The 25,859-nt window shown below is 72.4% G+C and carries 26 protein-coding genes and 3 tRNA genes; 16 read left to right on the top strand and 13 right to left on the bottom strand.

Annotated elements, in window-relative coordinates:
* Positions 1 to 9 precede the first annotated feature (9 nt).
* Positions 10 to 690 (top strand): LytR C-terminal domain-containing protein, encoded by a 681-nt coding sequence (locus tag BSL84_RS18540; RefSeq protein ID WP_075970770.1) that lies wholly within the window; start codon positions 10 to 12, stop codon positions 688 to 690.
* A gap of 68 nt (positions 691 to 758) precedes the next feature.
* Here BSL84_RS18540 and upp read toward each other — a convergent pair whose 3' ends face one another.
* Positions 759 to 1,394, bottom strand: coding sequence for a uracil phosphoribosyltransferase (gene upp / locus BSL84_RS18535; protein WP_030027561.1), 636 nt, complete (start codon positions 1,392 to 1,394; stop codon positions 759 to 761).
* A 163-nt stretch (positions 1,395 to 1,557) separates the two neighbouring features.
* On the opposite strand from upp, the gene BSL84_RS18530 reads away from it, so the two are divergent.
* From BSL84_RS18530 to BSL84_RS18490, 10 genes are all read left to right on the top strand, one after another.
* On the top strand, positions 1,558 to 2,556 hold the full coding sequence (locus tag BSL84_RS18530) for a universal stress protein (RefSeq protein WP_075970769.1): 999 nt from the start codon (positions 1,558 to 1,560) through the stop codon (positions 2,554 to 2,556).
* Positions 2,557 to 2,640: 84 nt separating this feature from the next.
* Positions 2,641 to 2,820, top strand: coding sequence for a hypothetical protein (locus BSL84_RS18525; RefSeq protein ID WP_030027564.1), 180 nt, complete (start codon positions 2,641 to 2,643; stop codon positions 2,818 to 2,820).
* A gap of 293 nt (positions 2,821 to 3,113) precedes the next feature.
* Positions 3,114 to 3,662, top strand: coding sequence for a hypothetical protein (locus tag BSL84_RS18520; protein WP_075970768.1), 549 nt, complete (start codon positions 3,114 to 3,116; stop codon positions 3,660 to 3,662).
* Between the two features lie 59 nt (positions 3,663 to 3,721).
* Positions 3,722 to 4,150 carry a tRNA adenosine(34) deaminase TadA gene (gene tadA / locus BSL84_RS18515; protein WP_030027566.1) on the top strand — a complete coding sequence of 143 codons (429 nt, stop codon included), beginning with the start codon at positions 3,722 to 3,724 and terminating at the stop codon, positions 4,148 to 4,150.
* 117 nt (positions 4,151 to 4,267) lie between these two features.
* Positions 4,268 to 4,352 (top strand) — tRNA-Ser (locus tag BSL84_RS18510).
* Between the two features lie 143 nt (positions 4,353 to 4,495).
* Positions 4,496 to 4,792 carry a hypothetical protein gene (locus BSL84_RS18505; protein WP_030027567.1) on the top strand — a complete coding sequence of 99 codons (297 nt, stop codon included), beginning with the start codon at positions 4,496 to 4,498 and terminating at the stop codon, positions 4,790 to 4,792.
* Positions 4,793 to 5,158: 366 nt separating this feature from the next.
* Positions 5,159 to 5,320, top strand: a complete 162-nt coding sequence (locus BSL84_RS36565) for a hypothetical protein (protein ID WP_167344740.1) — start codon at positions 5,159 to 5,161, stop codon at positions 5,318 to 5,320.
* Between the two features lie 392 nt (positions 5,321 to 5,712).
* Positions 5,713 to 6,555: an RNA polymerase sigma factor SigF gene (locus tag BSL84_RS18500; protein WP_045320702.1), complete on the top strand. Its 843-nt coding sequence runs from the start codon at positions 5,713 to 5,715 to the stop codon at positions 6,553 to 6,555.
* A 230-nt stretch (positions 6,556 to 6,785) separates the two neighbouring features.
* Positions 6,786 to 7,628, top strand: coding sequence for an RNA polymerase sigma factor SigF (locus BSL84_RS18495; RefSeq protein ID WP_030027569.1), 843 nt, complete (start codon positions 6,786 to 6,788; stop codon positions 7,626 to 7,628).
* A gap of 109 nt (positions 7,629 to 7,737) precedes the next feature.
* Positions 7,738 to 8,547, top strand: coding sequence for a hypothetical protein (locus BSL84_RS18490; protein WP_075970766.1), 810 nt, complete (start codon positions 7,738 to 7,740; stop codon positions 8,545 to 8,547).
* A gap of 22 nt (positions 8,548 to 8,569) precedes the next feature.
* Here the strand turns inward: BSL84_RS18490 and BSL84_RS18485 are convergent, their stop codons facing one another.
* Positions 8,570 to 8,809 (bottom strand): hypothetical protein, encoded by a 240-nt coding sequence (locus BSL84_RS18485; protein WP_030027646.1) that lies wholly within the window; start codon positions 8,807 to 8,809, stop codon positions 8,570 to 8,572.
* 115 nt (positions 8,810 to 8,924) lie between these two features.
* On the opposite strand from BSL84_RS18485, the gene BSL84_RS18480 reads away from it, so the two are divergent.
* Together BSL84_RS18480 and BSL84_RS18475 are read left to right on the top strand one after the other, a co-directional pair.
* Entirely contained in the window at positions 8,925 to 9,383 is a 459-nt protein-coding gene (locus BSL84_RS18480; RefSeq protein WP_075970764.1) for a MarR family winged helix-turn-helix transcriptional regulator, read from the top strand.
* 61 nt (positions 9,384 to 9,444) lie between these two features.
* Positions 9,445 to 11,019: an MDR family MFS transporter gene (locus BSL84_RS18475; RefSeq protein ID WP_234363479.1), complete on the top strand. Its 1,575-nt coding sequence runs from the start codon at positions 9,445 to 9,447 to the stop codon at positions 11,017 to 11,019.
* A gap of 101 nt (positions 11,020 to 11,120) precedes the next feature.
* Here BSL84_RS18475 and BSL84_RS18470 read toward each other — a convergent pair whose 3' ends face one another.
* The 8 genes from BSL84_RS18470 to BSL84_RS18435 form a co-directional block, all read right to left on the bottom strand.
* Entirely contained in the window at positions 11,121 to 13,277 is a 2,157-nt protein-coding gene (locus BSL84_RS18470; RefSeq protein WP_075970762.1) for a glycosyltransferase family 39 protein, read from the bottom strand.
* Entirely contained in the window at positions 13,274 to 14,554 is a 1,281-nt protein-coding gene (locus BSL84_RS18465) for a bifunctional glycosyltransferase family 2/GtrA family protein (protein WP_075970761.1), read from the bottom strand. The genes BSL84_RS18470 and BSL84_RS18465 overlap by 4 nt, the downstream gene beginning before the upstream one ends.
* A gap of 25 nt (positions 14,555 to 14,579) precedes the next feature.
* Positions 14,580 to 16,229 (bottom strand): sensor histidine kinase, encoded by a 1,650-nt coding sequence (locus tag BSL84_RS18460; protein ID WP_045320680.1) that lies wholly within the window; start codon positions 16,227 to 16,229, stop codon positions 14,580 to 14,582.
* Positions 16,229 to 16,996, bottom strand: a complete 768-nt coding sequence (locus tag BSL84_RS18455; protein WP_030027652.1) for a response regulator transcription factor — start codon at positions 16,994 to 16,996, stop codon at positions 16,229 to 16,231. Before BSL84_RS18455 ends, BSL84_RS18460 begins: the two co-directional genes overlap by 1 nt.
* A 69-nt stretch (positions 16,997 to 17,065) precedes the next feature.
* Positions 17,066 to 17,947 (bottom strand): amidohydrolase family protein, encoded by an 882-nt coding sequence (locus BSL84_RS18450; protein ID WP_420711096.1) that lies wholly within the window; start codon positions 17,945 to 17,947, stop codon positions 17,066 to 17,068.
* Positions 17,931 to 18,269 (bottom strand): antibiotic biosynthesis monooxygenase family protein, encoded by a 339-nt coding sequence (locus BSL84_RS18445; protein WP_030027656.1) that lies wholly within the window; start codon positions 18,267 to 18,269, stop codon positions 17,931 to 17,933. Before BSL84_RS18445 ends, BSL84_RS18450 begins: the two co-directional genes overlap by 17 nt.
* Positions 18,270 to 18,417: 148 nt before the next feature.
* Positions 18,418 to 19,311 carry a DUF2797 domain-containing protein gene (locus tag BSL84_RS18440; protein WP_075970760.1) on the bottom strand — a complete coding sequence of 298 codons (894 nt, stop codon included), beginning with the start codon at positions 19,309 to 19,311 and terminating at the stop codon, positions 18,418 to 18,420.
* Complete coding sequence (locus BSL84_RS18435) at positions 19,308 to 19,742, bottom strand: Lrp/AsnC family transcriptional regulator (protein ID WP_030030039.1); 435 nt, start codon at positions 19,740 to 19,742, stop codon at positions 19,308 to 19,310. Before BSL84_RS18435 ends, BSL84_RS18440 begins: the two co-directional genes overlap by 4 nt.
* A gap of 107 nt (positions 19,743 to 19,849) precedes the next feature.
* On the opposite strand from BSL84_RS18435, the gene BSL84_RS18430 reads away from it, so the two are divergent.
* On the top strand, positions 19,850 to 20,761 hold the full coding sequence (locus BSL84_RS18430) for an SMP-30/gluconolactonase/LRE family protein (protein ID WP_075970759.1): 912 nt from the start codon (positions 19,850 to 19,852) through the stop codon (positions 20,759 to 20,761).
* A gap of 16 nt (positions 20,762 to 20,777) precedes the next feature.
* Here the strand turns inward: BSL84_RS18430 and BSL84_RS18425 are convergent, their stop codons facing one another.
* From BSL84_RS18425 to BSL84_RS18415, 3 genes are all read right to left on the bottom strand, one after another.
* On the bottom strand, positions 20,778 to 21,143 hold the full coding sequence (locus BSL84_RS18425) for a PH domain-containing protein (protein ID WP_030030035.1): 366 nt from the start codon (positions 21,141 to 21,143) through the stop codon (positions 20,778 to 20,780).
* A gap of 208 nt (positions 21,144 to 21,351) precedes the next feature.
* Positions 21,352 to 21,424: transfer RNA gene (locus tag BSL84_RS18420), tRNA-Arg, on the bottom strand.
* A 268-nt stretch (positions 21,425 to 21,692) separates the two neighbouring features.
* A tRNA-Ser gene (locus BSL84_RS18415) sits at positions 21,693 to 21,783 on the bottom strand.
* 186 nt (positions 21,784 to 21,969) lie between these two features.
* Here BSL84_RS18415 and BSL84_RS18410 point away from each other — a divergent pair.
* Positions 21,970 to 22,395, top strand: coding sequence for an SSI family serine proteinase inhibitor (locus tag BSL84_RS18410; RefSeq protein WP_075970757.1), 426 nt, complete (start codon positions 21,970 to 21,972; stop codon positions 22,393 to 22,395).
* Positions 22,396 to 22,515: 120 nt separating this feature from the next.
* Positions 22,516 to 25,854 carry a PAS domain-containing protein gene (locus BSL84_RS18405; RefSeq protein WP_079273240.1) on the top strand — a complete coding sequence of 1,113 codons (3,339 nt, stop codon included), beginning with the start codon at positions 22,516 to 22,518 and terminating at the stop codon, positions 25,852 to 25,854.
* Positions 25,855 to 25,859 lie beyond the last annotated feature (5 nt).

Below are 25,859 nucleotides of genomic sequence, written 5' to 3'. Positions count from 1 at the left end.
GCTGCGCCCATGAGCATGCTCACTCCCCCCGGCATGGGCGGAAAGTACCGCGTCACGGGGACCGCCTACCCCCGCATGAGCCGTAAGCGGAGCCGACGACGGATCGTCCTCGGCGTGCTCGGCTCGGTCCTCGCGCTTGCCCTGGTCGGCTACGGGGCACTGCAGCTCATCGACGTGTTCCAGGGCGACAGCCCGAAACGGAACACGGCTGCCGGTGCCAAGGACTGCCCTACGAAGTCACCCGAGGCCGCTGCCAAGGGGGGCGGCGCGCCCGCGGCCGCCGCCACGGCGTCCGCCCCGGCCAAACCGGCGGTCGTACTCCCGCCGCCCGGCGAGATCACGGTCAACGTCTACAACGCGACCCCGCGCGCGGGGCTGGCCAAGGCCGTCGGCGACGAGCTCGCCAAACGCGGCTTCGTCGTCGGCAGCGTCGGCAACGCCCCGGCCGACTTCGACAAGAAGGTCCCCGGAACGGGGATACTGCTGGGCTCCCCGACGACCGACAAGGCCGTCTTCGCCGTCCTCGGCACCCAGCTCGCCGGCACCACCCTGCAGACCGACACCCGCGAGACCGCGGACGTCGACCTGATCCTGGGCGACGCCTTCACGGAGCTCAGCACGAAGGAGAACGCGGACAAGGCGCTGGTCCTGCTGGCCAACCCCGTGCCCGCGCCCGCCAAGAACTGCTGAGCCGCCGACGACCGGATGTACGGCCCGGCCGGGGACCGACCCCGCCGAGCCGTACGCCCGGCCGGGGACTACTCCGCCGAGCCGTACATCCGGTCGCCGGCGTCGCCGAGGCCCGGCACGATGTAGCCGTGCTCGTTGAGCCGCTCGTCCACCGCGGCCGTCACCACCGTCACCGGCGTGCCCGCCAGGTCGCGCTCCATGACCGCGACGCCCTCCGGCGCCGCCAGCAGCACCACGGCCGTGACGTCGTCGGCGCCGCGCTTGATCAGCTCCTGGATCGCCGCGACCAGGGTGCCGCCGGTGGCGAGCATCGGGTCGACGACGTAGACCTGCCGTCCCGAGAGGTCCTCGGGCATGCGGGTCGCGTACGTGGAGGCCTCCAGGGTCTCCTCGTTGCGGACCATGCCCATGAAGCCCACCTCGGCGGTCGGCAGCAGCCGCACCATGCCGTCGAGCATGCCGAGGCCGGCCCGCAGGATCGGGACGATCAGCGGCCGCGGGGCCGAGAGCTTCACGCCGGTGGTCGGGGCCACCGGGGTCTCGATGTCGGCCTGCTCGGTGCGCACGTCGCGGGTGGCCTCGTACGCGAGCAGGGTCACCAGCTCGTCCGCGAGCCGCCGGAACGTGGCGGAGTCGGTGCGCTTGTCGCGCAGGGTGGTGAGTTTGTGCGCCACCAAGGGGTGATCGACGACCTGCAAACGCACAACATCCTCCAAAACTCAGCCTGCGACCTGCAAAAACGGCCGCCCGACGCGACCTGCACCCAAAAGGCTACGCGCTGACGCGGCCCGTTCGCGTCCGAAGCGGCGGCCACGCCCCCGAAGGCCTGCGGATGCGGCCCGCGCGGAGGCCCAGCACGCTGGACGGATGAGCCACGCACCGGTGATCGCAGCCGTCGACGGGTCCGAGCACAGCCTCAAGGCCCTCCAGTGGGCGCGGGGCGCCGCCCTGCGGCACGGTACCGGGCTGCTCGTCGCACATGTACTGCCCGACCACGCCCAGTTGTACGCCGGCCGCCGGGCGTCGCTGCACGACTCCTCCGCGCCGGACGCCTACCCCGACCCCGTGCACGACTGGGTCCGCGGCGAGCTGGGCGGGAGCGCCGCGCTTCCCGACGGGATCCGCTACGAGTCGCTGGAGGGCTCCGTCCCCGAGGCGCTGCGGGTGATCGGAGCGGCCGCCCTGATGCTCGTCATGGGTTCGCGGGGGCGCGGCGGCTTCGCCAGCCTGCTCCTCGGATCGAACAGCAGGGCGGTGGCCTCGACCGCCCCGTGCCCCGTGGTGGTGGTCCCGCACGCCGCACGCGACGCGGGCCACGACACCGGCCACGGCACCGGCGCGGCCGCCACCGGGGAATCCGGCTCCGGGCAGTCCGGCTCCCGGCAGTCCGCGGGGCGCGTGGTACTCGGGCTGCACGCCGCCGAGACCCCCGACGATGTACTCTCCTTCGCCTTCGAGGAGGCGTCCGTGCGGGGGACCACCGTCCAGGTGGTCTCCGCGTACACCGTCCCGCCCTCGCCGGCCCTCGTGATCGACAGGCCCTTCGAGGTGATCCCCCCGGAAGGACTCGCCGACGACGGGGACGGCGGCGTACCGGCCGAACGGGAGATGCTCCGCTCCCAGACCCGGCGCCTGGAACCGCTGCGCACGCGCTACCCGGACGTCCCCGTGGAACAGGCCGCGGTCCCCGGCGACCCCGCCGGCCGGCTGGTCGACGCGTCCCGGTCGGCGGCCCTGGTGGTGGTCGGCAGGCACCACCCGCGGCGTACCGCCATGTCGCTCCAGATCGGCTCGGTGGCCCATGCCGTACTGCACCACGCGCACGGTCCGGTCGCGATCGTCCCGACCCTCAAGGACGACCTCTGACCTGCACAGGGGTGGCATCAACCGCCCGGTCCGGGGGAAGGTGGGTGCAGGGGGAACCGACCGACCAGCCCAGGGTGGTGGCCGATGCCCGACACGCAGCCGAGCGACGACGCTCCGGAGACGGCGGCGCAGCGCCGCGCACGCCGCGCGCAGTTCCTGCGTGACCTGATGGAGGCCCGCGCCCTGCGCGATCGCGTGCAGCCCCGCCGCGCCCGTGCGGCGCGTATGCGCCAGCAGATGCGCATGCGTACGTTCCGCTGGTGAACCGGGTGTGCTCCGGCGCGGACCGGGTGTGCTCGGGCGCGACACGAGCGGCCCGTCGGGCAACCGGCGGGACCCCCGCCGACCCCGCAACGCCCCGGCGCCGCAACCCCGCACCGGCCCCGGCGGGGCACGGCGCGGCACGACGCAAGCGCGGAAGACCTCTCGCGGAGCCGCTGTTTCTGCCACGATGCCGATTGGGCGGGGCGGGGCGGCGAGCAGCACGGCCGCTTCCGTCCCAACCTCCGGCCGGGGGGACTCCAACCGGCACGCCTAAGACCAGTGGGAGAGTCACGGTGTATTTCGCCGCACTGCTCGCGCGCACCGAAGACGGGTGGGAAGCGAGCGACATGGAACTCGACGACGTCGAGTCCCTCAGTGATCTGATCGATCTCGCCCGGTCCGCCGCTGTCGACGACGACACGGTGGTCGCCCTCATCGAGGAGGAGGATGCCTGGTTCGGCGTCGTCCGCGTGGACGGCGAGGAGGACCCGCGGTATTTCGTGTCGAACGCCGCCGCGGCCGCCCGCAGCTCCTACGGCTCGATGCTGACCAAAGAGCTGCTGGGCAGCGACGAGGAGGACGACGAACTCGACGAGCTGGACCTGGACGGCACCGAGGACGGCGAGGAGGACTCCGTCACCGCGTTCACGGACGACGACTCCGACGGGGACGGGGAGCGCGGGGCCGGCTCCGAGCCGGTACCGGCCGGGCCGCTCGGCGATCCCCGGCTGCTGGACGACCTCGGCGTGACCAACAAGCAACTGATGACCCTCGACGGAGACGCCCTCTCGGAGATCGCCGAATCCCTCGGCGCCACCGAGGTCCTGGAGGCCGTCCGCTAGTGCTCACCGCGAACACCACCGATCCCGTCGACCCCGTACGGGACCCGTGGCGGGACTCCATGCGCCTGGCGCTCCAGGAGGCCGCCCGGGCGGTGCCGGCCGGCGACGTGCCGGTCGGCGCCGTCGTGCTGGGCCCGGACGGGGAACTCCTCGCCACCGGGCACAACGAGCGCGAGGCGAGCGGCGACCCCACGGCACACGCCGAGGTCCTGGCACTGCGCAGGGCCGCCGCCAAGCTCGGGGAGTGGCGGCTTCCCGGGTGCACCCTCGTGGTCACCCTGGAGCCGTGCGTGATGTGCGCCGGCGCGCTCGTGCAGTCGCGCGTCGCCCGCGTCGTCTACGGCGCGGACGACGACAAGGCGGGCGCCGCCGGGTCGCTGTGGGACCTCGTACGGGACCGCAGGCTCAACCACCGGCCGGAAGTGGTGCGCGGTGTGCTCGGCGACGAGTGCGCACGGCAGCTGACGGACTTCTTCCGCGACCTGTGACCGGGCTTGCGTTTGAGGCCCGTGTCGAAGCCCGTGTCGAGGCCCGTGGGGGACTCGCGGCGGGGCGCGCGCATACCGATTTCAGCGGATGGGGTTCCTTAGGCTAGGATCCATCTCGGTAGTGTGTCCGAGTGGCCGAAGGAGCTCGCCTCGAAAGCGAGTATGGGGCAACCCATCGGGGGTTCAAATCCCTCCACTACCGCTCCGATCGAGAGCCCCGCCCCGTAAAGGGTCGGGGCTCTCGGCGTGTCCGGCGCTCCGTACGGCGCTCCGTCCGACGGGCGGCCGATCGGCTCTCCGGAGGACGGCGGCGTGACCGCCCGCCCCGTAGGCCGTTGTCACGGCATGACCAAGACCCAGCGCATCCTCGCCGCCTTCGCCCTCGCGGGGGCCGCCGCGGGCCTCGCCGCACCCGCCGCCTCCGCGGACACGGCCCCGACCTCCCCGCTCACCCTGCCGGACGTGCCGATCCCCGCGCCCGGCATGCCCGCCGGGGCCCAGCCCGCCTCCGTCCAGGAGGTCGTCGGGAAGGTCGCCGCCGGCGCGAACGGGCTCAACGCGCTGACCGACCTGCCCAACCAGCTGGCACCCGTGATCGCTCCCGTACAGCCCCTCACCGACCTGGCCGGCGCCATCCAGTGACCACCGCTCCCCGGCTACACGCGGAGAAGGCCCCGACCGGGTCGGGGCCTTCTCCGCGCGGGACGGGGGAAGCGGCATCGGGGGTACAGGCCGCTTCCCCCGACGAGGACGGGACCTGCCGGTCCGGGCCGCGGTCAGGGGGAAGCTCGCAGCCCGGGCCCCGCCTGTGAGGCCCTGTCCCTCACCCACCGGTTTCCTGCCAGAACCGGCGGGTTCACAGCAATCCTCCGCCCGCCGCGACCGCCGGCCGCCCGGCAAAGGGCCCGGAGTACCGGGTCATTGGTCCTTAAAGGACAGGTGAGTGCCCAAACCTGACCGGTTAGACTCACCCGACTTGCAAGGACCGGTTGGGGAGGCCGCCCGCACGTGGACACCAAGAAGCTCATCACAGGTGCCCTCACCGTATTCGCCCTCTTCGTGATCATCACCCAGCCGAAGCGAGCCGCCGAGATCGTGGAAATAGGGTTCCAGGGGATATCGGATGCCGCCTCCGGCATCGGCGAGTTCATAACCGAACTGGTGCGCTGACCCGTACGCCGAAGCGGTTCCCGGACTTCCGGCCCCCCACTCGACGGGTGGGGGGCTTTTGCGTACCCACCGCCAGGCATAATGCCCGGATATGCCCAACTTGCCGCCAACACGGAGATATACGGTGCTTGCACACAGTGCACATCTCTTGTGATGCTATGACCGCTTTTGACGGATGAGTTGACTGAAGGGGTGGCGTGACCGTGCCGGCCAGTACTGCGCCTCAAGTGCCACCCCGACAGGACCCCCAAGTACCGCCCCAGCAGGAGCCCCGGTCGGGAACCCTCCAGGCGCAGCCGCCCGAGGAGCCGCCGGCGGGCCGCCCCGGGGCCTCTACGGCCCCTGTGATCCCCGCGGCCCAACCAACCCCAGGGGCCCCCGCAGCACCAGGGATCCCGCCAGACCCCGGGACCCCGGGAGCCCCTTCGTCCCCGGGAGCCCCGGAGGCCCCTGCGGCTCCGAGACCGGCCGGCCGCGGTGCGGACACCCGAGCCCTCACCCAGGTCCTGTTCGGCCAGCTGAAGGGCCTCCAGCCGGGCACCGGCGAGCACGCGCGGATCCGCGGAGCCCTGATCGAGGCGAACCTCCCGCTGGTCCGGTACGCGGCCGCCCGCTTCCGCAGCCGCAACGAGCCGATGGAGGACGTGGTCCAGGTCGGCACCATCGGACTGATCAACGCCATCGACCGCTTCGACCCCGACCGCGGCGTGCAGTTCCCGACCTTCGCCATGCCGACGGTCGTGGGCGAGATCAAGCGGTACTTCCGCGACAACGTCCGCACCGTCCACGTCCCGCGCCGCCTCCACGAGCTGTGGGTGCAGGTCAACGCCGCCACGGAGGACCTCACCACCCTGCACGGCCGCACCCCTACCACCGCCGAGATCGCCGAGCGGCTGCGCATCGGCGAGGACGAGGTGCTGTCCTGCATCGAAGCCGGGCGCAGCTACCACGCGACCTCGCTGGAGGCGGCCCAGGAGGGTGACGGCATGCCCGGGCTGCTGGACCGCCTCGGCTACGAGGACCCGGAGCTGGCCGGGGTCGAGCACCGCGACCTCGTCCGCCACCTCCTCGTACAACTGCCCGAGCGCGAACAACGGATCCTGCTCCTGCGGTACTACAACAACCTGACGCAGTCACAGATCAGCGCCGAGCTGGGGGTGTCGCAGATGCACGTCTCCCGGCTGCTCGCGCGCAGCTTCGCCCGACTGAGATCCGCAAACAGGATCGAGGCGTAACCGGAACGGGTGGAGATCATTCGCACGTTTCCCGACAGAACGGGCTGATCACGTTCTGCCCCCTTCTGTCACCGGAGCCATATGTCGACATGGCGCTACAGCGTGTTGCCGACATGTGACATTCTGCTTGAACCGCGTTTGCCGCGGCCCCGCCTCCGGTATTCAGGTGGAAGCTGCGTTCCTCTGACGGGCGCGCCGTACGCGACCGTCCGCGACCTCAAGGGGGTGGCATGTCCGTAGACCAGGGCAGCTCCAAGGTGCTCACGCTCGTAAAGCCCGTGACGCCGCCGGCAGTCTCCGAACGCTCGGAAGCCATCGACACCCGCACCCTCTCCCGCTCGCTCTTCCAGCGACTCGCCACCCTGGACGCGGACAGCCCTGAACGGGCGTACGTACGCGACACCCTGATCGAGCTGAACCTGCCCCTCGTGCGGTACGCCGCCGCCCGCTTCCGCAGCCGCAACGAGCCGATGGAGGACATCGTCCAGGTCGGCACGATCGGGCTGATCAAGGCGATCGACCGGTTCGACTGCGAACGCGGCGTGGAGTTCCCGACGTTCGCCATGCCGACCGTCGTGGGCGAGATCAAACGATTCTTTAGGGACACCTCCTGGTCCGTGCGCGTCCCGCGCCGACTCCAGGAGCTGCGCCTGGCGCTGACCAAGGCCAGTGACGAGCTCGCCCAGAAGCTGGACCGCTCGCCGACCGTCCCGGAACTCGCCGCCGTGCTCGGCGTCTCGGAGGAGGACGTCGTCGACGGCCTCGCCGTCGGGAACGCCTACACGGCCTCCTCGCTCGACTCGCCCTCCCCCGAGGACGAGGGCGGCGAGGGCTCGCTCGCGGACCGCCTCGGCTACGAGGACACCGCGCTCGAAGGCGTCGAGTACCGCGAGTCGCTCAAGCCGCTGCTGGCCAAACTCCCGCCCCGGGAACGCCAGATCATCATGCTGCGCTTCTTCGCGAACATGACGCAGTCGCAGATCGGCGAGGAGGTCGGCATCTCCCAGATGCACGTCTCCCGCCTGCTGACGCGCACGCTCGCGCAGCTGCGCGTGGGCCTGATCGGGGACTGACGCAAGGGGACCGGATCGCCCGGTGGGGCGATCCGGTGCCGGACCGTCGGGTCCGGACACGTCCGCACCACACCTTCCCAATTGACGGAACGTCAGGAAAACTGGCGCGATGCGAAAGGGATCGCGGGCGGCCACCGCCCTGCTCGCACTGTGCTGCACGACCGCCGCCGGCCTCACCGGCTGCGGCGGCGCGGCGCGCGAGGGCTTCTCCGCCGTGGGCGCCGCCGCCCCGGGCCCGGAACGGGGCGCGGGAGAGAAGGTCGCACCGCAGGGTGGAGTGGAGTTCCAGCAGCTCGGCGACCCGTCCACGACGGGCGGATCCCCCGAGTCGTCCGGTACGTCGGCCGGCTCCCCGGGATCCGCGGGCGAGGCCGGTTCCACTCCGGGCGGAGCCACGAGCGGCGGACCCGGCGGCTCCGGAAGCGCCCCGGGCGTCTCAGGCGGTCCGGGCCGCATCACCACGCCCCCCGGCACCCCCGAACGGCCGTCGACCCCCGCGAGCCCCACCGGCCCAGCGAGCCCCACGGGGCCGACGGGCCCCACAGGGCCGACGAGCCCCACCGGCTCTCCCGGCAGGCCCGGCACCCCACCGGCGCCGCCGCCCCCGGCCACCCCGGCACAGCTGACGCTGTCCGCGCCGGCCCGGTCCGCGGCGCCCGACCGCTGGTGCGAGCGGGTCACCGTGACCTTCACCAACACGGGCACCACCCCGGCCCGCTCGGGCACGGTCAGCTTCGCCACGCACGTCATCGGCGCCCTCGGCATCGACTGGGCCACCATCACCACGACCCAGCCGCTGCCCGCGCCCATCGCGGGCGGAACTTCGAGGACGCAGACCTACACGGTGTGCCTGGAGGCCTGGCGGGTGCCGCTGGGCATGCACGTGGACACACGGAAGGTCACCGCGACCTGGAACTGACCGCGGCGGACCCCCGGCCGCGTCAGCGCAGCAGGAACCAGGCGGCCGCGCCGATCACGAGCACGAGTGCGACGAGCAGCCCCGCCTTCACCGCCTGGCCCGAGGACCCGGACGCCCCCTGCTCGGCACGGCGCTGCTGGCGCGCCCCCGGTCCCGCCTGTCGTGCCGGTGCGGCCTCCTCGACGAAGGCCCGGAACATCTGGGTGCTGCCCGCCGGGTCGTAGTTGCCCTCGGGGACCTGTGAGTTGTGGTTCTCAGCCATGGAGCAGGACCCTAGCCGGTTTTCCGATTCCTTTACCGCCCCCACCCCCCGATTCATTTGCCTGTAGCAACCATCCGCTCTTATGGTTGCCTCAAGCAACAAGATAGGGGGCCAGGTGTCGGCACACGCAACGCGGACAACGCGGACGGAACGGACGGCGCGGCCGACTCCGCACGAGGAGCTGGCCGGCCGGCTGACCGGCATCGGCGCGGTCAAGCGCGAGCTCGCCCGCAACCTGCCCGCCGACTGCCCGCCCGGAGCCGCCGCCGTGCTCACCGTCCTCGACCGCCACGGCGAGATGCGGCTGAGCCGGCTGGCCGACCTGATGGCCGTCGACATCTCGGTCACCAGCCGGCACGTCACCCACATCGCCGACCGCGGCTGGATCGAGCGCGAGCCGGACCCCGGCGACGGGCGCTGCCGCATCCTTCGGCTCACGCCGGCGGGCCGGGCACTGCTCGCCGAGATCGGCGCCCGGTACACGGCCGCCCTGGAGAGAGCGCTACACGACTGGTCCGCCCAGGACATCGACGTACTCAACACCCTGCTGGCCCGACTCCGATCGAGCTTCTAGCGGAAGGAAAGAAATGGCCCAGTCGGAGACGACGACCACCCCCGTGTCCCCATCCGTGGACATGACCCATCCCCAGATCATGAAGGCGCTGTCCGGGCTCATGCTCGGCATGTTCGTGGCGATCCTGTCCTCCACGATCGTCTCCAACGCCCTTCCCCAGATCATCAGCGACCTCGGCGGCACCCAGTCCTCGTACACCTGGGTGGTCACCGCCGCCCTGCTGTCCATGACGGCGGCCACCCCCCTGTGGGGGAAGCTGTCCGACCTCTTCAGCAAGAAGCTGCTGGTCCAGATATCCCTGGTGATCTACGTCCTCGGCTCCGTGGTCGCGGGCATGTCCCAGAACACCGGCACGCTCATCGCCTGCCGCGTGGTCCAGGGCATCGGCGTGGGCGGCCTTTCGGCCCTGGCCCAGATCGTCATGGCCGCGATGATCTCGCCCCGCGAGCGCGGCCGGTACAGCGGCTACCTCGGCGCCGTCTTCGCCGTCGCCACCGTCGGCGGTCCGCTGCTGGGCGGCGTCATCACCGACACCGAGTGGCTGGGCTGGCGCTGGTGCTTCTACGTCGGCGTGCCGTTCGCGGTCATCGCGCTGGTCGTCCTGCAGAAGACGCTGCGGCTGCCGGTGGTCCGGCGCGACGTCAAGGTCGACTGGCTCGGTGCTTTCCTGATCAGCGCCGCCGTCTCGCTGCTGCTGATCTGGGTCACCCAGGCCGGCGACTCCTACGCGTGGATCTCCTGGCAGACCTGGGCCATGACCGGCGGCTCCGTGCTCCTCGGTCTGCTCTTCGTCCTCGCCGAGTCCCGGGCGAGCGACCCGATCATCCCGCTGCGGCTCTTCCGCAACAAGACCATCACCCTCGCCTCCGCCGCCTCGCTCTTCGTGGGCATCGCGATGTTCTCGGGGACCGTGTTTTTCAGCCAGTTCTTCCAGTTGGCCCGTGGCGAGTCCCCCACGATGTCCGGAATCCTCACGATTCCGATGATCGGCGGGCTGTTCGTCTCCTCCACGCTTTCCGGTCAGGTGATCACCAAGACCGGTAGGTGGAAGGCCTGGCTCGTCTCCGGGGGCGTGCTGCTGACGGCCGGTATGGGCCTGCTCGGCACCCTGCGCCACGACACCCCGTACTGGCACATCGCGGTCTACATGGCGGTGATGGGCCTCGGTCTCGGCATGATGATGCAGAACCTGGTCCTCGCCACGCAGAACCAAGTGGCTCCCGAGGACCTGGGCGCTGCCAGCTCGGTCGTCACCTTCTTCCGCTCCCTCGGCGGCGCCATGGGCGTCTCCGCGTTGGGCGCGGTCATGGCCCACCGGGTCACGCACTACGTCCAGGACGGGCTCACCGCCCTCGGCCCGAAGGCCGCGGCCATGGGCAGCAGCGGTGCCGCCGGCGGCGGGATCCCCGACCTCGACAAGCTGCCCGCGCCCATCCGCGAGGTCATCGAGTCGGCGTACGGCCACGGCGTCGGCGACGTCTTCCTGTACGCCGCCCCCTTCGCGCTCCTCGGACTGGTGCTGGTGGTCTTCATCAAGGAGGTCGCCCTGAAGTCGAAGCCCGCGCTCCACAGCCCTGCGGCGGCTTCGCAGGAGTCGTCGGCCGCCGAGGTCACGGACGCCGCCGTCAAGGCCTGACCCCCGCGGCCGGTACCGGGAGCAGGCACCGGCCGCGTGAGGCGCGCAGCGGAGCGCCACCGGAGTCGTCCGGCAGCCCTCCGCTGCGCTCAGGCGGTGGATCAGGGCAGCGGGGCCGTCAGGTCGTAGAAGACGGCTCCACCGACCGTGGTCTCCTCGAACGTGGCTTCCACCCAGTTCTCGATCTCCGAGCTGGTGCCGCCGCCCGGCCCTGCGGGGCCGCCCCCGCCCCGGCGTCCGGCGTCCCCGCCCACTCCGGCGGCGGTTCCGGTGCCCGTGCTTGTGCCCGTGCCCGTGCCCGTGCCCGTGCCCGTGCCTGTGCCCGTGCCTGTGCTGCCGCCCTGGCCGATGAACCAGTGGATCCTCCCGTCCCGGACGTACTCCTTGAACTGCTCCAGGGTCGGCGAGGGGTCACTGCCGTTGAAGCCGCCGACGGGCATGACGGGGACACCGGAGGCCAGCTGATAACTGGCCGCGTTCTGCGAGCCGATGGCCGCCGCCGCCCATGTGTAGGCATCGGCGTCGGCGATGAGGGCCGCCTTCGCCTCGGCGCTGACCCGGGCCCCGTTGAGCAGACCGCCGACGCCGCCGGGGCCGCGGCCCGGCTGCTGCGCGCCGCCCGGACCTCCTGCACGCCCCACGCCGCCCTGGCGCAGTTCACCGAAGCCGCCGGGACCACCGGGGCCGCCCGGGCCACCGGGGCCGCCCGGCATCCCACCGGGGCCGCCCGGCATCGCACCGGGGCCGCCCCGGCCCGCCGTCACCGCCGGACCGGCGGTCACGATGGACCCGGTGTGCCCCGTACTCACGGTGGTCAGGCAGTACGCGAACGGCCCTGCCAGGGCCGCCGCCACCCCGAGCCCCGCCGTGGCCCGCAGCATCCGCCGCCCGGCACGCCCCGCGTACGGGAGCGCGACCGCGGCGAGCAGCCCCGCCGCCGGCACCGCCCAGCGCAGCCACGGCAGGTAGCCGGGGGTGCGGCCGAGCAGTACGTACGACCAGAGCGCGGTGAGCGCGAGCGTGCCGGAGAGGGTGACGGCGGCCGCCCTGCCACCCCGCTCCTCCCACAGCACGGCGGCGCCCATGCCGATCAGCGCGGCCACGAAGGGCGCCAGTGCCACGGTGTAGTACTCGTGGAAGATGCCCTGCATCCAGCTGAAGACGATCGCGGTGACCAGCAGCGAGCCGCCCCAGGCGAGGAAGGCCGCGCGCGCCATGCCGTCCACCGAGTCGGTGGTCCGGCGGGCCCTCCAGGTGATCACCAGGCCGGCCACGAGGAGGACCAGAGCCGCCGGTAGCAGCCAGGAGATCTGTCCGCCGACATTGCCGGAGAACAGCCGGTCGATCCCGCTCTCTCCCCAGCGTCCGCCGCCGCCTGCCCCGCCCGGGCCGCCCGCACCGCCGCCGCCGACGCTGCCGGTCTCGTTGCCGTTGATCCGGCCGAGCCCGTTGTAGCCGAGGGTCAGCTCCAGAAAGGAGTTGGTCTGCGAGCCGCCGATGTAGGGGCGGGAGGAGGCGGGCCACAGCTCGACCACCGCGACCCACCAGCCACCCGCCACCACCATGGCGCCCCCGGCCAGCAGCAGCTGCCCGAACCGGCGGCGCAGCCCGGTGGGCGCGCAGACGGCGTACAGGACTGCGAGCGGCGGCAGGATGACGAAGGCCTGCAGCGTCTTGGTCAGGAAGGCGAAACCGACCGCGACCCCGGCCCAGAGCAGCCAGCGGGTGTGCGCCCCTTCCAGGGCCCGCAGCAGGCAGTAGACGGTGACGGTCAGCAGCAGGGTCAGCAGCGCGTCGGGGTTGTTGAAGCGGAACATCAGGGCGGCGACAGGCGTCAGCGCGAAGGCGGCGCCGCTCAGCAACGCGGCTCCCGGACCGAACTGGCGGCGCACGGAGGCGTACAGCACCCCGGTGGCCGCCACCCCCATCAGTGCCTGCGGGACGAGGATCTGCCAGGAGCCCAGCCCGAAGAGCCGGACCGAGAGCATCATCGGCCACAAGGCGGCGGGGGGTTTGTCGACGGTGATGGAGTTACCGGCGTCGGAGGAGCCGAAGAAGAAGGCCTTCCAGCTCTCGCTGCCGGCCTGAACGGCGGCGGAATAGAAGGAGTTGGCGTATCCGGAGGCGCCCAGGTCCCACAGGAGCAGGGCCGCGGTGGCGAACAGCAGCCCGGCGAGGGCGGGCCGTTCCCACCGCGGGCGGGCGGTGGCGGCCCCGGCCACGGCGGCCGGGTGGATCGGGAGTGCTGCCGTGGTCATCGGCCCTCCTGGTGAGTGGACGGGTGGGAACCGGTGCCGCGCCGCTCGGGGAAGACCCAGGCCCGCAGGAGCAGGAAGCGCACGACGGTGGCCGCGAGGTTCGCGGTGATCAGGACCGCCAGTTCGGTGCCGTGCGCGGGCTCGGGCGCGGCCGCCGCGAGGGCGGCGAGGGAGCCGCTGGTGAGGGCCAGGCCGACGCCGAAGACCACCAGCCCCTGGGCCTGGTGGCGGACGGCGCGCTCCCTGCCGCGGACGCCGAAGGTGAGGCGCCGGTTGGCCGCCGTGTTGGCCACGGCGGAGAGCAGCAGGGCGGCGCCGTTGGCGAGCTGGGGGCCGGTCCCGCCCCGGAAGGCGGAGTACAGCACCAGGTAGAGCAGGGTGGAGAGGACTCCGACGGTGCAGAAGCCGATGAGCTGGCGGGCCAGTCCGCCGTCCACGCCCGGCAGCGCGGTGCGGTCGCGGGGGTCGTCGCCGAACGGGCGGGCGAGCCGGTCGAGCGGGAGCGCCCCGACGGCCAGCGCCCGGCCCACCCGCCAGACGCCCTTGAGGTCGTCGGTGGCGGTCCTGACGAGGTGCACGGTGGAGTGCGGGTCGTCGACCCAGTCCACGGGCACTTCGTGGATCCGCAGCCCGGCCCGCTCGGCGAGTACGAGCAGTTCGGTGTCGAAGAACCAGCCGGTGTCCTCCACCAGCGGCAGCAGCCGCTCGGCCACCTCCCTCCGGATGGCCTTGAAGCCGCACTGGGCATCGCTGAACCGGGCGGCGAGGGAGGACCGCAGCAGGAGGTTGTAGGCGCGGGAGACGAACTCCCGCTTGGCTCCCCGCACGACCCGTGAGGACCGCGCCAGACGGGTGCCGATGGCGAGGTCGGAGTGACCGGAGATCAGGGGCGCTACGAGCGGCAGCAGCGCGTTCAGGTCGGTGGAGAGGTCCACGTCCATGTAGGCGAGGACGGGAGCGTCGGAACCGGACCAGACAGTGTGCAGGGCCCTGCCCCGGCCCTTCTCCTCCAGCCGGGTGCTGCGTACGCCGTCCAGTCCAGCGGCGAGCCGGGCCGCGACCTCGGGGGTGCGGTCGGTGCTCGCGTTGTCGGCGACCGTGATCCGGAAGGGGTAGGGGAAGGTCCGTGTCAGGTGCTCGTGCAGCCGGAGGACGCACGGCCCGAGGTCCTTCTCCTCGTTGAAGACCGGAATCACCACGTCGAGGACGGGCTCGCCCGGTACGGGGGCGAGGGGCGCCCGTACCGGAAGAGCCCCGGGAGAGGTGTCGGTTGACATGCTCCGACCCTGCTGGAGCCGCCTGTCACATCGGTGTGCTGAGCCTGTGGCCTGTCTGTGAGTGCGGTTCCGCCGCTGCGGGGGCCCCGGCGAGCGGCAGGACGACCTCGAAGCAGGTCCGCCCCGGCTTGCTCCGTACGCCGACGGTGCCGCCGTGGGCCGTGACCACCGCGTGGACGATGGCCAGCCCCAGACCCGTGGAACCGGCGGAGCGGGACCGGGAGGCGTCACCGCGGACGAAGCGCTCGAAGACTCGGGGGAGCAGTTCGGGTGCGATGCCGGGGCCGTCGTCCTCGACGCGCAGCCGGACGGCAGATGTTTCACGTGAAACATGGGCGGTGACGGTGGTGCCGGGCGGTGTGTGCGTACGGGCGTTGGCCAGCAGGTTCACCAGCACCTGCTGGATGCGGGCCGCGTCGGCGCGTACGGGCGCCGGCTCGTCGGGCAGGTTCAGCCGCCAGTGGTGGTCGGGCCCGGCGGCGCGGGCGTCGCTGACGGCGTCGACGACGAGCGGGGCGAGGTCGGTGTCGGTGTGGCCGGTGCGGTCGGTGTCGGTGCGGTCGGGGGTGGTGTGGCCGGTGTCGGTGGGGCCGGTACCGGTGGGGCCGGTACCGGTGGGGCCGGTACCGGTGTGGTCGGGGGAGGGCGGGCGGCCGGCGTCGAGTCGGGCCAGCAGGAGCAGGTCCTCGACCAGGCCGGTCATCCGGGTGGCCTCGGATTCGATCCGGCCCAAGGCGTGCCGGGTGTCGGGGCCCGGCTCCTCGCGGCCCCGGCGGGTGAGTTCGGCATAGCCGCGGATGGAGGCGAGCGGCGTGCGCAGCTCGTGACTGGCGTCGGCGACGAACTGCCGTACCCGCGTCTCGCTCTGCTGGCGCGCTGTGAGGGCGGCGGAGACATGGCCGAGCATCCGGTTGATGGCGGCTCCGACCTGCCCCACCTCGGTGCGGGGGTCGGCCTCGGCGTCCGGGACCCGTTCGTGGAGGGCGGGCTCGCCTCTGTGCAGAGGGAGTTCGGAGACCCGGGTGGCGGTGGCCGCGACCCGGCGCAGCGGGCGCAGGGCGACCCCGACCAGGGCCTGCCCGGCGAGCGAGGCGGCGATCAGCCCTGCCAGGGTGACGCAGACCTCGACCCCGACCAGGGTGCTCACCGTGGAGTCGACCTCGCGGAGCGGGAAGGCGAAGACGAGACCGCGGTCGGGGGAGGCGAGCACCCGGTAGGCCCCGAGGCCCGGCAGGTCCGCACTCACCGCCTGCCCGGGTGCCGTCTGTGCGCCTTCGAGGGCGGACCGGGTGAGGGCCCTGCTCTGGGCGTCGGTGAGGGCCGGCGGTGCCTGGTCGGGCGCCCAGCCCTCGCCGCGGGTGTAGCGGGCGCTTCCGAGGACCGCCCCGCCCGGGTCCAGGCGGAGCGCGGCGGCGTCCAGCGGGCTGCCGGGCGGCATGGCGAAGCCGCCGCTCTCGCGGGCCGCTTTCCCGCCGGGCGCCCGGGCGGCCATCCGCAGCGACGAGGCGAGCTGTTCGTCGAGCTGCGTGACCAGGTACGAGCGCAGCGCGAGGGTGGTGACGGTGCCGATGGCCGCACCCACCACGGCGATCAGCGCCACCGCCGAGACGACGAGCCGGGTCCGCAGCGACCAGGGACGGCGGCCACGCGAGCGCCGGCTCCCGCGCGGGGCCACTACTCGGCCGGCTTGATCAGATATCCGGCCCCGCGCCGGGTGTGGATCATCGAGGGCAGGCCGAGGCCGCTCTCCAGCTTGCGGCGCAGGTAGGAGATGTAGAGCTCGACCACGTTGGCCTGGCCGCCGAAGTCGTAGGACCAGACCCGGTCCAGGATCTGCGCCTTGCTCAGCACGCGCCGCGGGTTGCGCATCAGGTAGCGCAGCAGCTCGAACTCGGTGGCGGTGAGATGCACCTCCCGGCCGTCCCGGACCACCTCGTGGCTGTCCTCGTCGAGGCGCAGGTCCCCGACGGTCAGGACCGAGCCGCCGCGCGCCGCCTGTGCCGCCCCCGAACGCCGCACCAGGCCGCGCAGCCGGGCCACGACCTCCTCCAGGCTGAAGGGCTTGGTGACGTAGTCGTCGCCGCCGGCGGTGAGACCGGCGATCCGGTCCTCCACGGAGTCCTTGGCAGTCAGGAACAGCACGGGGACCTGGGGGATCTCCCGGCGCAGCTGCCCGAGGACGGCGAGGCCGTCCATATCGGGGAGCATGACGTCGAGGACCACCACGTCCGGGCGGAAGCCGCGTGCGGCCCGCAAGGCCCCGGCCCCGTCGCCGGCGCTGCGGACCTCGCAGCCTTCGTAGCGCAGGGCCATGGACAGCAGCTCGGAGAGCGAGGCCTCGTCGTCGACGACGAGCACCCGGCAGGGCTCGCCGTCCGGCCGTACCAGGGCCGTGTGGTTTCCGGTGGACGTGGACGCGGGGGAGGTGGTCGTCGCAGTCATACGGACACGCTCCCCAGCGCCTCTGAGAGCGTTCTTGCCCCAACCTGTGAATTGCCTGAGAAAGGCGGGTCAGGCGTCGAGGCCGAACAGGCGGGCGGCGTTGTCGTGGCAGACCGCCCGCAGCCAGCCGTCTCCGAGGCCCAGCCGTTCGAGGGCGGCGAGCTGGTGCTCGTACGGGTACGGGATGTTCGGGAAGTCGGTGCCCAGGAGAATCCGGTCGCCGAGGTCCGCGAGCCGTCCGAGATCCCCGGGCGGGAATCCGTTCAGCCGTTCCGAGAAGTCGGTGAAGGCCATGGTCGTGTCGAGACGCACCGCCGTGTGGCGGTCGGCGAGGTCGAGGAAGTCCGTGTACTCGGGCATGCCCATGTGGGCGATGATCAGCGGCAGCCGCGGATGGCGGGCCAGCAGCCGGGCGATCGGGGCGGGGCCCGTGTACGCGCCGGGCGCCGGACCGGAGCCACAGTGGATCACGGTGGGGATCCCGGCCTCGGCCAGCATCCCCCACACGGGGTCGAGCAGGCCGTCGTTCGGGTCGTAGCCGCCGACCTGGAGGTGTGCCTTGAAGACCCGGGCGCCGGCGGTGACGGCCCGGCGGACGTAGTCGGCCACGTCTTCCTCCGGGTAGAAGGTCGCCGTGTGCAGGCAGTCGGGGGTGCGGGCCGCGAAATCGGCGGACCAGGCGTTGAGCCAGGCCGCCATCCCGGGTTTGTGCGGGTAGAGCATGGCGGTGAAGGCCCGCACCCCGAACTCCCGCAGGAGCGCGACGCGCTGCTCCTCCTCGTGGCGGTAGGTGATGGGCCACGCGACTCCGGTCAGCGGGCCGACCGCGTCGAAGTAGTCCCACACCTTCTCCATGACCCGCTCGGGCATGAAGTGCGTGTGGACGTCGACCAGTCCGGGCAGCCGGAGCCGCTCCCGGAAGGCGCGCACCGCATCAGTCGTTGCGGACAAAACCGTGGCTCCGCTCGACGGTGGCGACATGCAGGGTGTAGCTCTCGTACCAGTCGGCACGGCCCTTGTTCATCGCCGCCTGGTGCTCCGCGTCCTCGCGCCACACCCTGAGGGCCTCGTGGTCCCGGAAGTAGGCGACGGTGATGCCCAGGCCGCCCGGATTGCGCGCGGACTCGTAGCCGAGATAGCCCGGGATCGTCTGGACGATCTCCTCCATCCGGTCGTTGCGCTCGTCGAACCCGGTGTCGTCCGCGGTCCGGATGCTGGTGAAAACGGCCATGACATAGGGCGGTTCGAAGGCCGCCACCGGCTGAGTGGTCATGCCCACCACCCTCGGGGGAGGGCCCCCGGCATGTCCACCCGGATCAGCCCCGGACGGCCAAAGGGATCCAAGTCTTGACCTGGCGCGCGGGCCGCGCACGCACCGCGTGGACGGGCATGGTCCCTCGCCGTCGGCGGCGTCCGCAACGTCAGAACAGCCCGTCCTGCTCGGCGGGCGGGGCCGCAGCGGCCGGGATCGGCGCCACCGGCACCGAGGTCACGGCCCCCTCGCCGGGGACGGCCAGCTCCCATCCGGCCAGCAGCCGGGTGTCGACCACGAGCCCGTCCTCGAAGTGCAGGTCGGGTCCGGCAGCGCCGACCAGCCGCCCCACCACGGCCCCGTCGGCCGCCATCTCCACGACGACCCGGTCGGGTGCGGCGAGTCCCGTCCAGCCGTGCATCCCGAACGCTGCCGCATGGTCAATGACTTCGCATCCCAGTTGCCGCAGGGACTCCGGCCACCCGGCCAGCGCCGCCGCGCGGCCGTGCAGCTCGGCGACCTCCCGCGCCCGCTCCGGCGCATCCGGCAGGTGCGCCCGCAGGACGCGCTTGCGGGCGTACGGGATCCGGTCGGGCACCCCGAGCGCCGCCCGCAGCAGCTCCTCGGTGCGCCGGGCGGCCATCAGCGGCCCCCGCCCCAGCCAGGTCCACGACACGGCCCCCTGCTCCAGCAGCCGGGCGGAGCCGCGCTCCTCGGCGGTGATACCGACCTTGACCATGCCGGGCCCGAACCAGGCCAGATAGACCCGGTAGGTCCGCGGGTCGGCCGCGTTGGTGTCGGCCGCCACGGAGAACGACCGGTCGAGACGGGCGCATTCGGGGCACTGCGCGCTCCCGCCGCGGCCGGGCACGATGGCGGAAGTGGGGCAGGGCGTCCGCTTCCCGGCCCTCCGCACACCGAGGCAGTGCCGTTGCCCGTGTGCGGCGAAGGCCAGCCGCTGCCCGTACGCGAGCGCGCTCACCCGCTCGCCGCGCTCACGGTCGTACCACCCGATCCCGGGGCCGGAGTCCCTCCACCGGATCCCGGTGCACCACCAGGTCACAGCGGCAGCGGCCGCTCGAAGAAGGTGTCCAGGACGACGGTCGCGTGCGTACCGCTGACACCGTCGATGGCGTAGAGCCGGCGCAGGACGTCCTGCAGCTGCCCGGTCGAGGCCGTGCGCACCTTCACCAGCACCGACGCGCTGCCCGCGATGATGTGCGCCTCCTGGATCTCCGGGATGGCGGCGAAGGCGTCCGCCGACTCGCCCATCCACGCGTTGGAGTCGACCATCACGTAGGCGAGGACCCCGCTGCCGACCGCCGCCGGGTCGACGTCGACGGTGGTCCGCCGGATCACCCCGCGCTCGCGCAGTTTGCGTACGCGCTCGTGGGTGGCCCCGGCCGAAAGCCCGACAGCCGTACCGAGAGCCGCATAGGACTGCCCGGCGTCCTGCTGCAGGCGCAGGACGAGCGCCCGGTCGATGTCGTCCACGCAATCTTCCTCTCATGGGCCTGAGAACCCTTGCGAAGACGGTACCTGATCCTGCAATCTCACCATCGGACCGAACAAAATTCGGCAACTTTCTTCCAGGGGGAATCATGTCTGCCATAGCCGACCTCACCTTGTACGAGATTCTGGACGAGCGCTTCAAAACCGGCCGCTGCGCCAACGGTGACGCCCGACTGGACCGGCTCTACGGCGACTGCCGCTGGGCCGAAGGCCCGCTGTACCTGCCGGCCTGGCGGCAACTGGTGTGGAGCGACATCCCCAACGACCGGATGCTGCGCTGGGACGAGGCGACCGGGGCCGTCTCCGTCTTCCGCTCACCCGCCGGCCACTCCAACGGCAACACCCTCGACCGCACAGGCCGCCTGATCTCCTGTGAACAGGGCAACCGCCGCGTGACCCGCACCGAGCCCGACGGCAGCATCACCGTGATCGCCGACCGCTTCGAGGGCAAGCGGCTCAACAGCCCGAACGATGCGGTGGTCCGCTCGGACGGCTCCATCTGGTTCTCCGACCCGGACTTCGGCATCACCAGCGACTACGAGGGCCACCGCGCGTCCGGCGAGATCGGCGCCTGCAACCTCTACCGGGCCGACCCCTCGACCGGGGAGGTCCGCATGGCCGCCGACGGCTTCCTCGGCCCCAACGGCGTCGTCTTCTCCCCCGACGAGAGCGAGCTGTACGCGGCGGACACCAGGGCCGGCCACATCCGAGCCTTCAAGGTCGCTGACGACAGCACCCTCACCGACGACCGGGTCTTCGCGACCTGTCCCGGCGTCGACAACATCCGCTTCGACGACGAGGGCCGGCTGTGGGCGGCCGCCATGGAGAACGGCGTCCAGTGCTACGCCGCGGACGGCACCCTGATCGGCCGCCTGCGCGTCCCCGAGCCCGTCTCGAACATCGCCTTCGGCGGACCCAAGAACAACCGGCTCTTCATCACCGCGACCACGTCCCTCTACTCGCTGGTCATGTCGGTGACCGGCCTCCCCCGAGTCCTCTGAGGACGGCAGGACGTCCCTACCGGGCGACGAACTGCGTCAGGATCGCCTGCACCTCGTAGATGTCGACGCCTTTGGTGAAGGTCTTCTCGATCGGCGTCGAGCTGCCGGATATCCAGATCTTCAGCTCGGCGTCGAGATCGAAGTGACCGGCGGTCTCCACCGAGAAGTGGGTGATGCTCCGGTAGGGGATCGAGTGGTACTCCACCTTCTTGCCTGTGATCCCCTGCTTGTCGACGAGCACCAGCCGCCGGTCGGTGAACAGGATCGTGTCGCGGATCAGCAGGTAGGCGGCATGCACCCGCTCCCCCTGCCCCAGCAGCCGCGCGTAGTCCCGCTGCGCCGACACGGGGTCGACGGTGTGCGCGTTCCCGAACAGTCCCATGAGTGCCCCCGTTTTCCAGCTTCGGACGATCTTCAAGAACCGTACCGAGGCCACCGGGTAGCCGACGTCCCCCGCCGGAGCCATCCCGCCCCTGACATCTTCCGGGGGACGCCTCCCCAACAAGGAGGAGAGCCCCACCGGCACACCTGGCACATCCCGGGCATACGGCAGAGGCCCCGGACTTTCGTCCGGGGCCTCTGCCCTGCTGTGCACTCGGCAGGATTCGAACCTGCAACCTTCTGATCCGTAGTCAGATGCTCTATCCGTTAAGCTACGAGTGCTTGGGCTTCCCGGGGTTTTTCGCCCCGTTGGCCTTGCGAGAACAACAATACATGGACCTCGCCGGGACGCGAAATCCATTACCCAAACCACTCCTGACCTGCGGAAACGCTCAGGATGAAGATCGTCGGCGCGACTTCGCGCAAGAGGCGGGCCGGGCCGGAACACCCCGACGGCCACGTGCGCTCGGGCCGGCGGCAACGCCTCGGCGCACAAGCCCTGGAACGCGTCGAAGCCCCGGTCCTGATGGACCGGGGCTTCGACGAACTGCGGAGGCGGAGGGATTTGAACCCTCGATGGGTGGTAAGACCCAAACCGCATTAGCAGTGCGGCGCCATAGACCGGACTAGGCGACGCCTCCAGCACACCCTCGGCTACGAAGGTGCGTGCAGATGATGACACAGGCGCAGGGCCCCTCACCAATCCGCTCCCACGGTACTAGGCGGAACGGGCCGAGGGCAAAGCCTTAACGGCCCCGCCGCACGCAACATCAGCGCGCCCGCGTCGTTGGTCAGGCGTATGCCGTACGCACGACCTGGAGTGCCCCATGCTGCGTCTCGCCGCCTTCGCCGCCACCTCGGCCCTGGCCACCGCGGCCGCCGGGCCGCTGCCCCCTCTGCCCTTGGGACAGCTGCTGGCCCCGCCCGACCGGCTGACCATGGCCATGACCGACACCGGCAACCGCCAGCTGGACCGCGAGTACAGGCTCGAATGCGGCCCCGTCGGCGGTGACCACCCGGAGGCCGAGGGCGCCTGCGCACGACTGGACCAGCTCGCAAAGGAGGGCCGCGACCCCTTCGCTCCCGTCCCCCCGGACCAGATCTGCACCAAGCAGTACGGAGGACCCGCGACCGCGCGCGTCACCGGCACATGGAACGGACACAAGGTGAACGCCACGTTCCGCCGGACGGACGGATGCGAAATCAAGCGCTGGGACGAGTTGGAACCTGTGCTTCCGAGTGGGCGTTCCTGACCTGGGAGGATGCCCGGGCGGGGCGTGGCCGGCCCCACATCGGCCACCCCGCCGCGAGCCTGTGGCCTTAGACTCCTCCCGTGACTTGCCGGTAGTCGTTGGTCAGGGAGGAAGCTCGTCGTGAGCAGCAGGCCATCCCGAGGCGCTGCTCGCCTCGCAGCAATACTCGACGCCCTTCCTGACGCGCTGTTGCTCGTCAACGCCAACGGCACGGTCGTCAACGCCAATTCGATCGCGCTTGAGATCATGGAGAGCCCCGGCACCGGGCTCGTCGGCCGGGGCGTGCTCGACCTCCTGCCCGAGTTCGACTCCAAGCTGATCCCCGGCTCCATGCGCCGGCCCGGCGACGACGAAGGCGGCCGGACCAAACCCAAGCGGATGGTCGCCCGCCGCACCGACGGGTCGGAGTTCCCCGTCGAGGTCACCAGCGCCCACCTCGACGGCCGCGACGCCTACCGCGAGCCGCAACCCGCCTACACCGGTGACGAGCTGCTGATGCTCGTGGTCCGGGACCTCTCGCAGACCGTCGACACCGAGGCCGAGCTGGCCCGCTCCCAGCGGCAGACCGAGATGATCCTGCGCGCCGCCGCCGAGGGCGTCGTGGGCACCGACACCGACGGACGGGTGGTGCTCGTCAATCCGGCCGCCGCCCAGATCCTCGGCTACCGCGCCACCGACCTCGGCAACCGCCAACTCCACGGCCTGGTCCAGCACTCCCGCGCCGACGGCTCGCCCTTCCCCTTCGAGGAGTCCCCGCTCGCCGACACCCTGCGCAGCGGGCGCAAGCACCGCGTACGCGGACAGGTCCTGTGGAACAAGGCCGGACAGCCGGTCGCCGTCGACCTGACCACCTCTCCCGTACGGGACGGGGAGCAGCTCGTGGGCGCCGTCATGACCTTCACGGACCGCCGCCCCTACGACGCCCTGGCCGCCCGGCACGCACAGCTGCTCGCCGTCCTCGGGGACTCCCTGCGCGGCCCGCTGGACGAGCTGCGCGGAGAGCTGGCGACCCTGGCCGCCGACGACGCCGGGCAGCTGTGGCCCGAGGCCAACCAGCTGCTGCACCACCTGGCCGCCGGCTACTCGCGGATGACCACCCTGGTGGACAACGTGCTCGGCTTCCAGCGCCTGGACGCCGGCCGCGAGAAGCTCGCCAAGAAGAAGGTCCTGATCAACGGTGTGGTCACGGCCGGCGTCGACGGCGCGGTCGAGCTGATCGGGCCCGGTCGCGTGCAGTTCGCCGTCCACGCACCGACCATCGAGGCCGAGGTGGACGGAGCGCGGATCGCGACCGCCCTCGCGCACCTGGTCGCGGACGTCGCCGGCGTGGACGCCACCGGCAAGACCCGTCAGGGCAGCGGATACAGCGACTCGACGATCGTGGTGGCCGCGGCACAGCGCGGCGATGTCGTACGGATCGAGGTGCGCGGCCCCTACGAGGGTGGCAACCCGGTCCACGAGCCGATCGTCCGGGGCATCGTGGCCGCGCACGGCGGCGTGCTGCAGACGGTGGAGGTCCCGGGCGCGCCCGGCGGGGCCTACGTGCTGGAGCTGCCGCTCGGCTCGGGTGCCGGCACGGTGACGCTGCCCGAACCCGCGGAGCCCCCGGCGAACCCGGGCCCGGACGGCGCCGGGACGGCCTCGGGTGCCGCTCCCGGCAAGGTCTCCGGCGGTCGGCGGGGCCGGCGCGGAGTGGACGCCTTCCTGGAGGACGAGAACGCCGCGCCCCAGGCCGCGCAGGCCGGCCAGGGCGGAGGCGCGCTGGCGCTGCCGTCGGGCCGGCGGCGGGCTGGCGAGGCCGGACCGCCGGCGGGGCCCGAGCTCGCGCAGTCCCCGGTGAACCCCGCGGGTCTGGGAACCGGACGCAGGCGCGGCCGGGCCGGTGACGACGGTGGGAGCGGCGGTGCCGAGGGCCAGGGCGGCCCTGGTCTCCCTCAGCAGCCGCAGGGCTCCGCCATGCCCGCGCTCCCGCCCGTGCCCGCTGTGCCGGTGACCGAGCACCCGGCCGGCCGGCGACGGGCGCTGGGTACGGCCGGTCCGGTACAGCCCGGCGGTCCCGTCCAGCCGGGCGGCCCCGTACCGGCGACGGGTCTCGGACCGACGCCCGCCCCGGCACGGCCCATCGCCCCGGAAGGCGGCTTCGCGCTGCCCGCCGGCCCCGCTCCCGTCGCTCCTGCTCCGACCGCCGTCGCGGGCCCCGGTGCCGCGGTCTCCGAGGGGAAGGCGGGCCCCGGCGCCGAAGTACCGGCCGGCCGGCGTGGCCGCCGTGCGCTGGGCGCCCCCGCGGCCGAGCCCGAGGCGCCGGACGGGCCCTCGGACGCTCCCGCCGAGAACCCGACGGGGCGGCGGCGTGCGCTGTCCAACGCTCCCGCGTGGCCGGTTCCGGCAGCCCGTACGGCTTCCGAGGACGACGGGGCCAGCGGCCAGGTCGCGGTCCCCGGAGCACGCCGGTCGCAGGACTCCTCCGCGCAGGGCCAGGCCGCGCAGCCGATCAGTGTGCGCGCGCTGGGCACCCTCGGCCAGGGAATCGCCGTCGACCCCGCCGCCGCGGCCCCGCCCGCGGCTTCCGGGTCCGGCCGGCGCCGCCGGCTCGCCGAGCCCAGCCCGCAGGGCCGGGCCTTCGCCATAGGCGCCCCCGAGGCGGGCGCCGCCGAGGGTCCCGAGCCGCTGGACGGTCCGGGCGGTGCGGTCGAGGTGGTCAACCGGCCCGTGCCGCAGCCCGTGGACGACGAACTCCCGCCGGAGCCCCTGGACAATCCGCGTCGGCTCCTGGTGTGGCCTGCCCCCGATGTGCAGACGCAGCAGGCGCTCAGCGACCGGGGCTACCGGCCGGTGGTCGTGCACTCCCGTGAGGAGGTGGACGCGCAGATCGCGGCGTTCCCCGCCGCACTGTTCGTCGACCCGCTGACCGGGCCGATCACCCGGACCGCCTTGCAGTCGCTGCGGCAGGCCGCCGTGGCCGCCGAGGTGCCCGTACTGGTCACGGCCGGGCTGGGGCACACCACGCGCGAGGCGGCGTACGGAGCCGATCCGGCCGTGCTGCTCAAGGCGCTGGCGCCGCGTGACAGCGAGCAGCATCCGTCGCGGGTCCTGCTGATCGAGGAGCACGACGAGATCGCGACCGCGCTGACCGCGGCCCTGGAGCGGCGCGGCATGCAGGTCGCCCGGGCGGGCGCGGACACCGATGCGGTGGAACTGGCCACGCGGATGCGGCCGAACCTGGTGGTCATGGACCTGATGCAGGTGCGCCGCCGGCGGGCCGGCATCGTGGACTGGCTCCGGGCGAACGGGCAGCTGAACCGGACTCCGCTGGTGGTCTACACGGCGACCGGCATCGATCCGGCCGAACTGCCGCGCCTGGCCTCGGGCGAGAGCGTGCTCTTCCTCGCGGAGCGGGCCACCACGACGGACGTGCAGGGCCGCATCGTGGACCTGCTGGCCAAGATCGGCACCAACTAGCGATC

Origin of the sequence: Streptomyces sp. TN58 (genome assembly GCF_001941845.1) — a bacterium.
Classification (GTDB): Bacteria; Actinomycetota; Actinomycetes; order Streptomycetales; family Streptomycetaceae; genus Streptomyces.
The sequence above is the reverse complement of the archived record's forward strand: the minus strand, read 5'-3'. Positions and strand labels throughout refer to the sequence as shown.

What these genes read in the sequence shown, in the direction of transcription:
- BSL84_RS18540 (WP_075970770.1), top strand. Translation starts at nt 10, where the DNA reads ATGAGCATGCTCACTCCCCCCGGCATGGGCGGAAAGTACCGCGTCACG.
- BSL84_RS18530 (WP_075970769.1), top strand. Translation starts at nt 1,558, where the DNA reads ATGAGCCACGCACCGGTGATCGCAGCCGTCGACGGGTCCGAGCACAGC.
- BSL84_RS18525 (WP_030027564.1), top strand. Translation starts at nt 2,641, where the DNA reads ATGCCCGACACGCAGCCGAGCGACGACGCTCCGGAGACGGCGGCGCAG.
- tadA (WP_030027566.1), top strand. Translation starts at nt 3,722, where the DNA reads ATGCGCCTGGCGCTCCAGGAGGCCGCCCGGGCGGTGCCGGCCGGCGAC.
- BSL84_RS18505 (WP_030027567.1), top strand. Translation starts at nt 4,496, where the DNA reads ATGACCAAGACCCAGCGCATCCTCGCCGCCTTCGCCCTCGCGGGGGCC.
- BSL84_RS18495 (WP_030027569.1), top strand. Translation starts at nt 6,786, where the DNA reads ATGTCCGTAGACCAGGGCAGCTCCAAGGTGCTCACGCTCGTAAAGCCC.
- BSL84_RS18490 (WP_075970766.1), top strand. Translation starts at nt 7,738, where the DNA reads ATGCGAAAGGGATCGCGGGCGGCCACCGCCCTGCTCGCACTGTGCTGC.
- BSL84_RS18485 (WP_030027646.1), bottom strand. Translation starts at nt 8,809, where the DNA reads ATGGCTGAGAACCACAACTCACAGGTCCCCGAGGGCAACTACGACCCG.
- BSL84_RS18475 (WP_234363479.1), top strand. Translation starts at nt 9,445, where the DNA reads ATGACCCATCCCCAGATCATGAAGGCGCTGTCCGGGCTCATGCTCGGC.
- BSL84_RS18470 (WP_075970762.1), bottom strand. Translation starts at nt 13,277, where the DNA reads ATGACCACGGCAGCACTCCCGATCCACCCGGCCGCCGTGGCCGGGGCC.
- BSL84_RS18465 (WP_075970761.1), bottom strand. Translation starts at nt 14,554, where the DNA reads ATGTCAACCGACACCTCTCCCGGGGCTCTTCCGGTACGGGCGCCCCTC.
- BSL84_RS18455 (WP_030027652.1), bottom strand. Translation starts at nt 16,996, where the DNA reads ATGACTGCGACGACCACCTCCCCCGCGTCCACGTCCACCGGAAACCAC.
- BSL84_RS18445 (WP_030027656.1), bottom strand. Translation starts at nt 18,269, where the DNA reads ATGACCACTCAGCCGGTGGCGGCCTTCGAACCGCCCTATGTCATGGCC.
- BSL84_RS18430 (WP_075970759.1), top strand. Translation starts at nt 19,850, where the DNA reads ATGTCTGCCATAGCCGACCTCACCTTGTACGAGATTCTGGACGAGCGC.
- BSL84_RS18425 (WP_030030035.1), bottom strand. Translation starts at nt 21,143, where the DNA reads ATGGGACTGTTCGGGAACGCGCACACCGTCGACCCCGTGTCGGCGCAG.
- BSL84_RS18410 (WP_075970757.1), top strand. Translation starts at nt 21,970, where the DNA reads ATGCTGCGTCTCGCCGCCTTCGCCGCCACCTCGGCCCTGGCCACCGCG.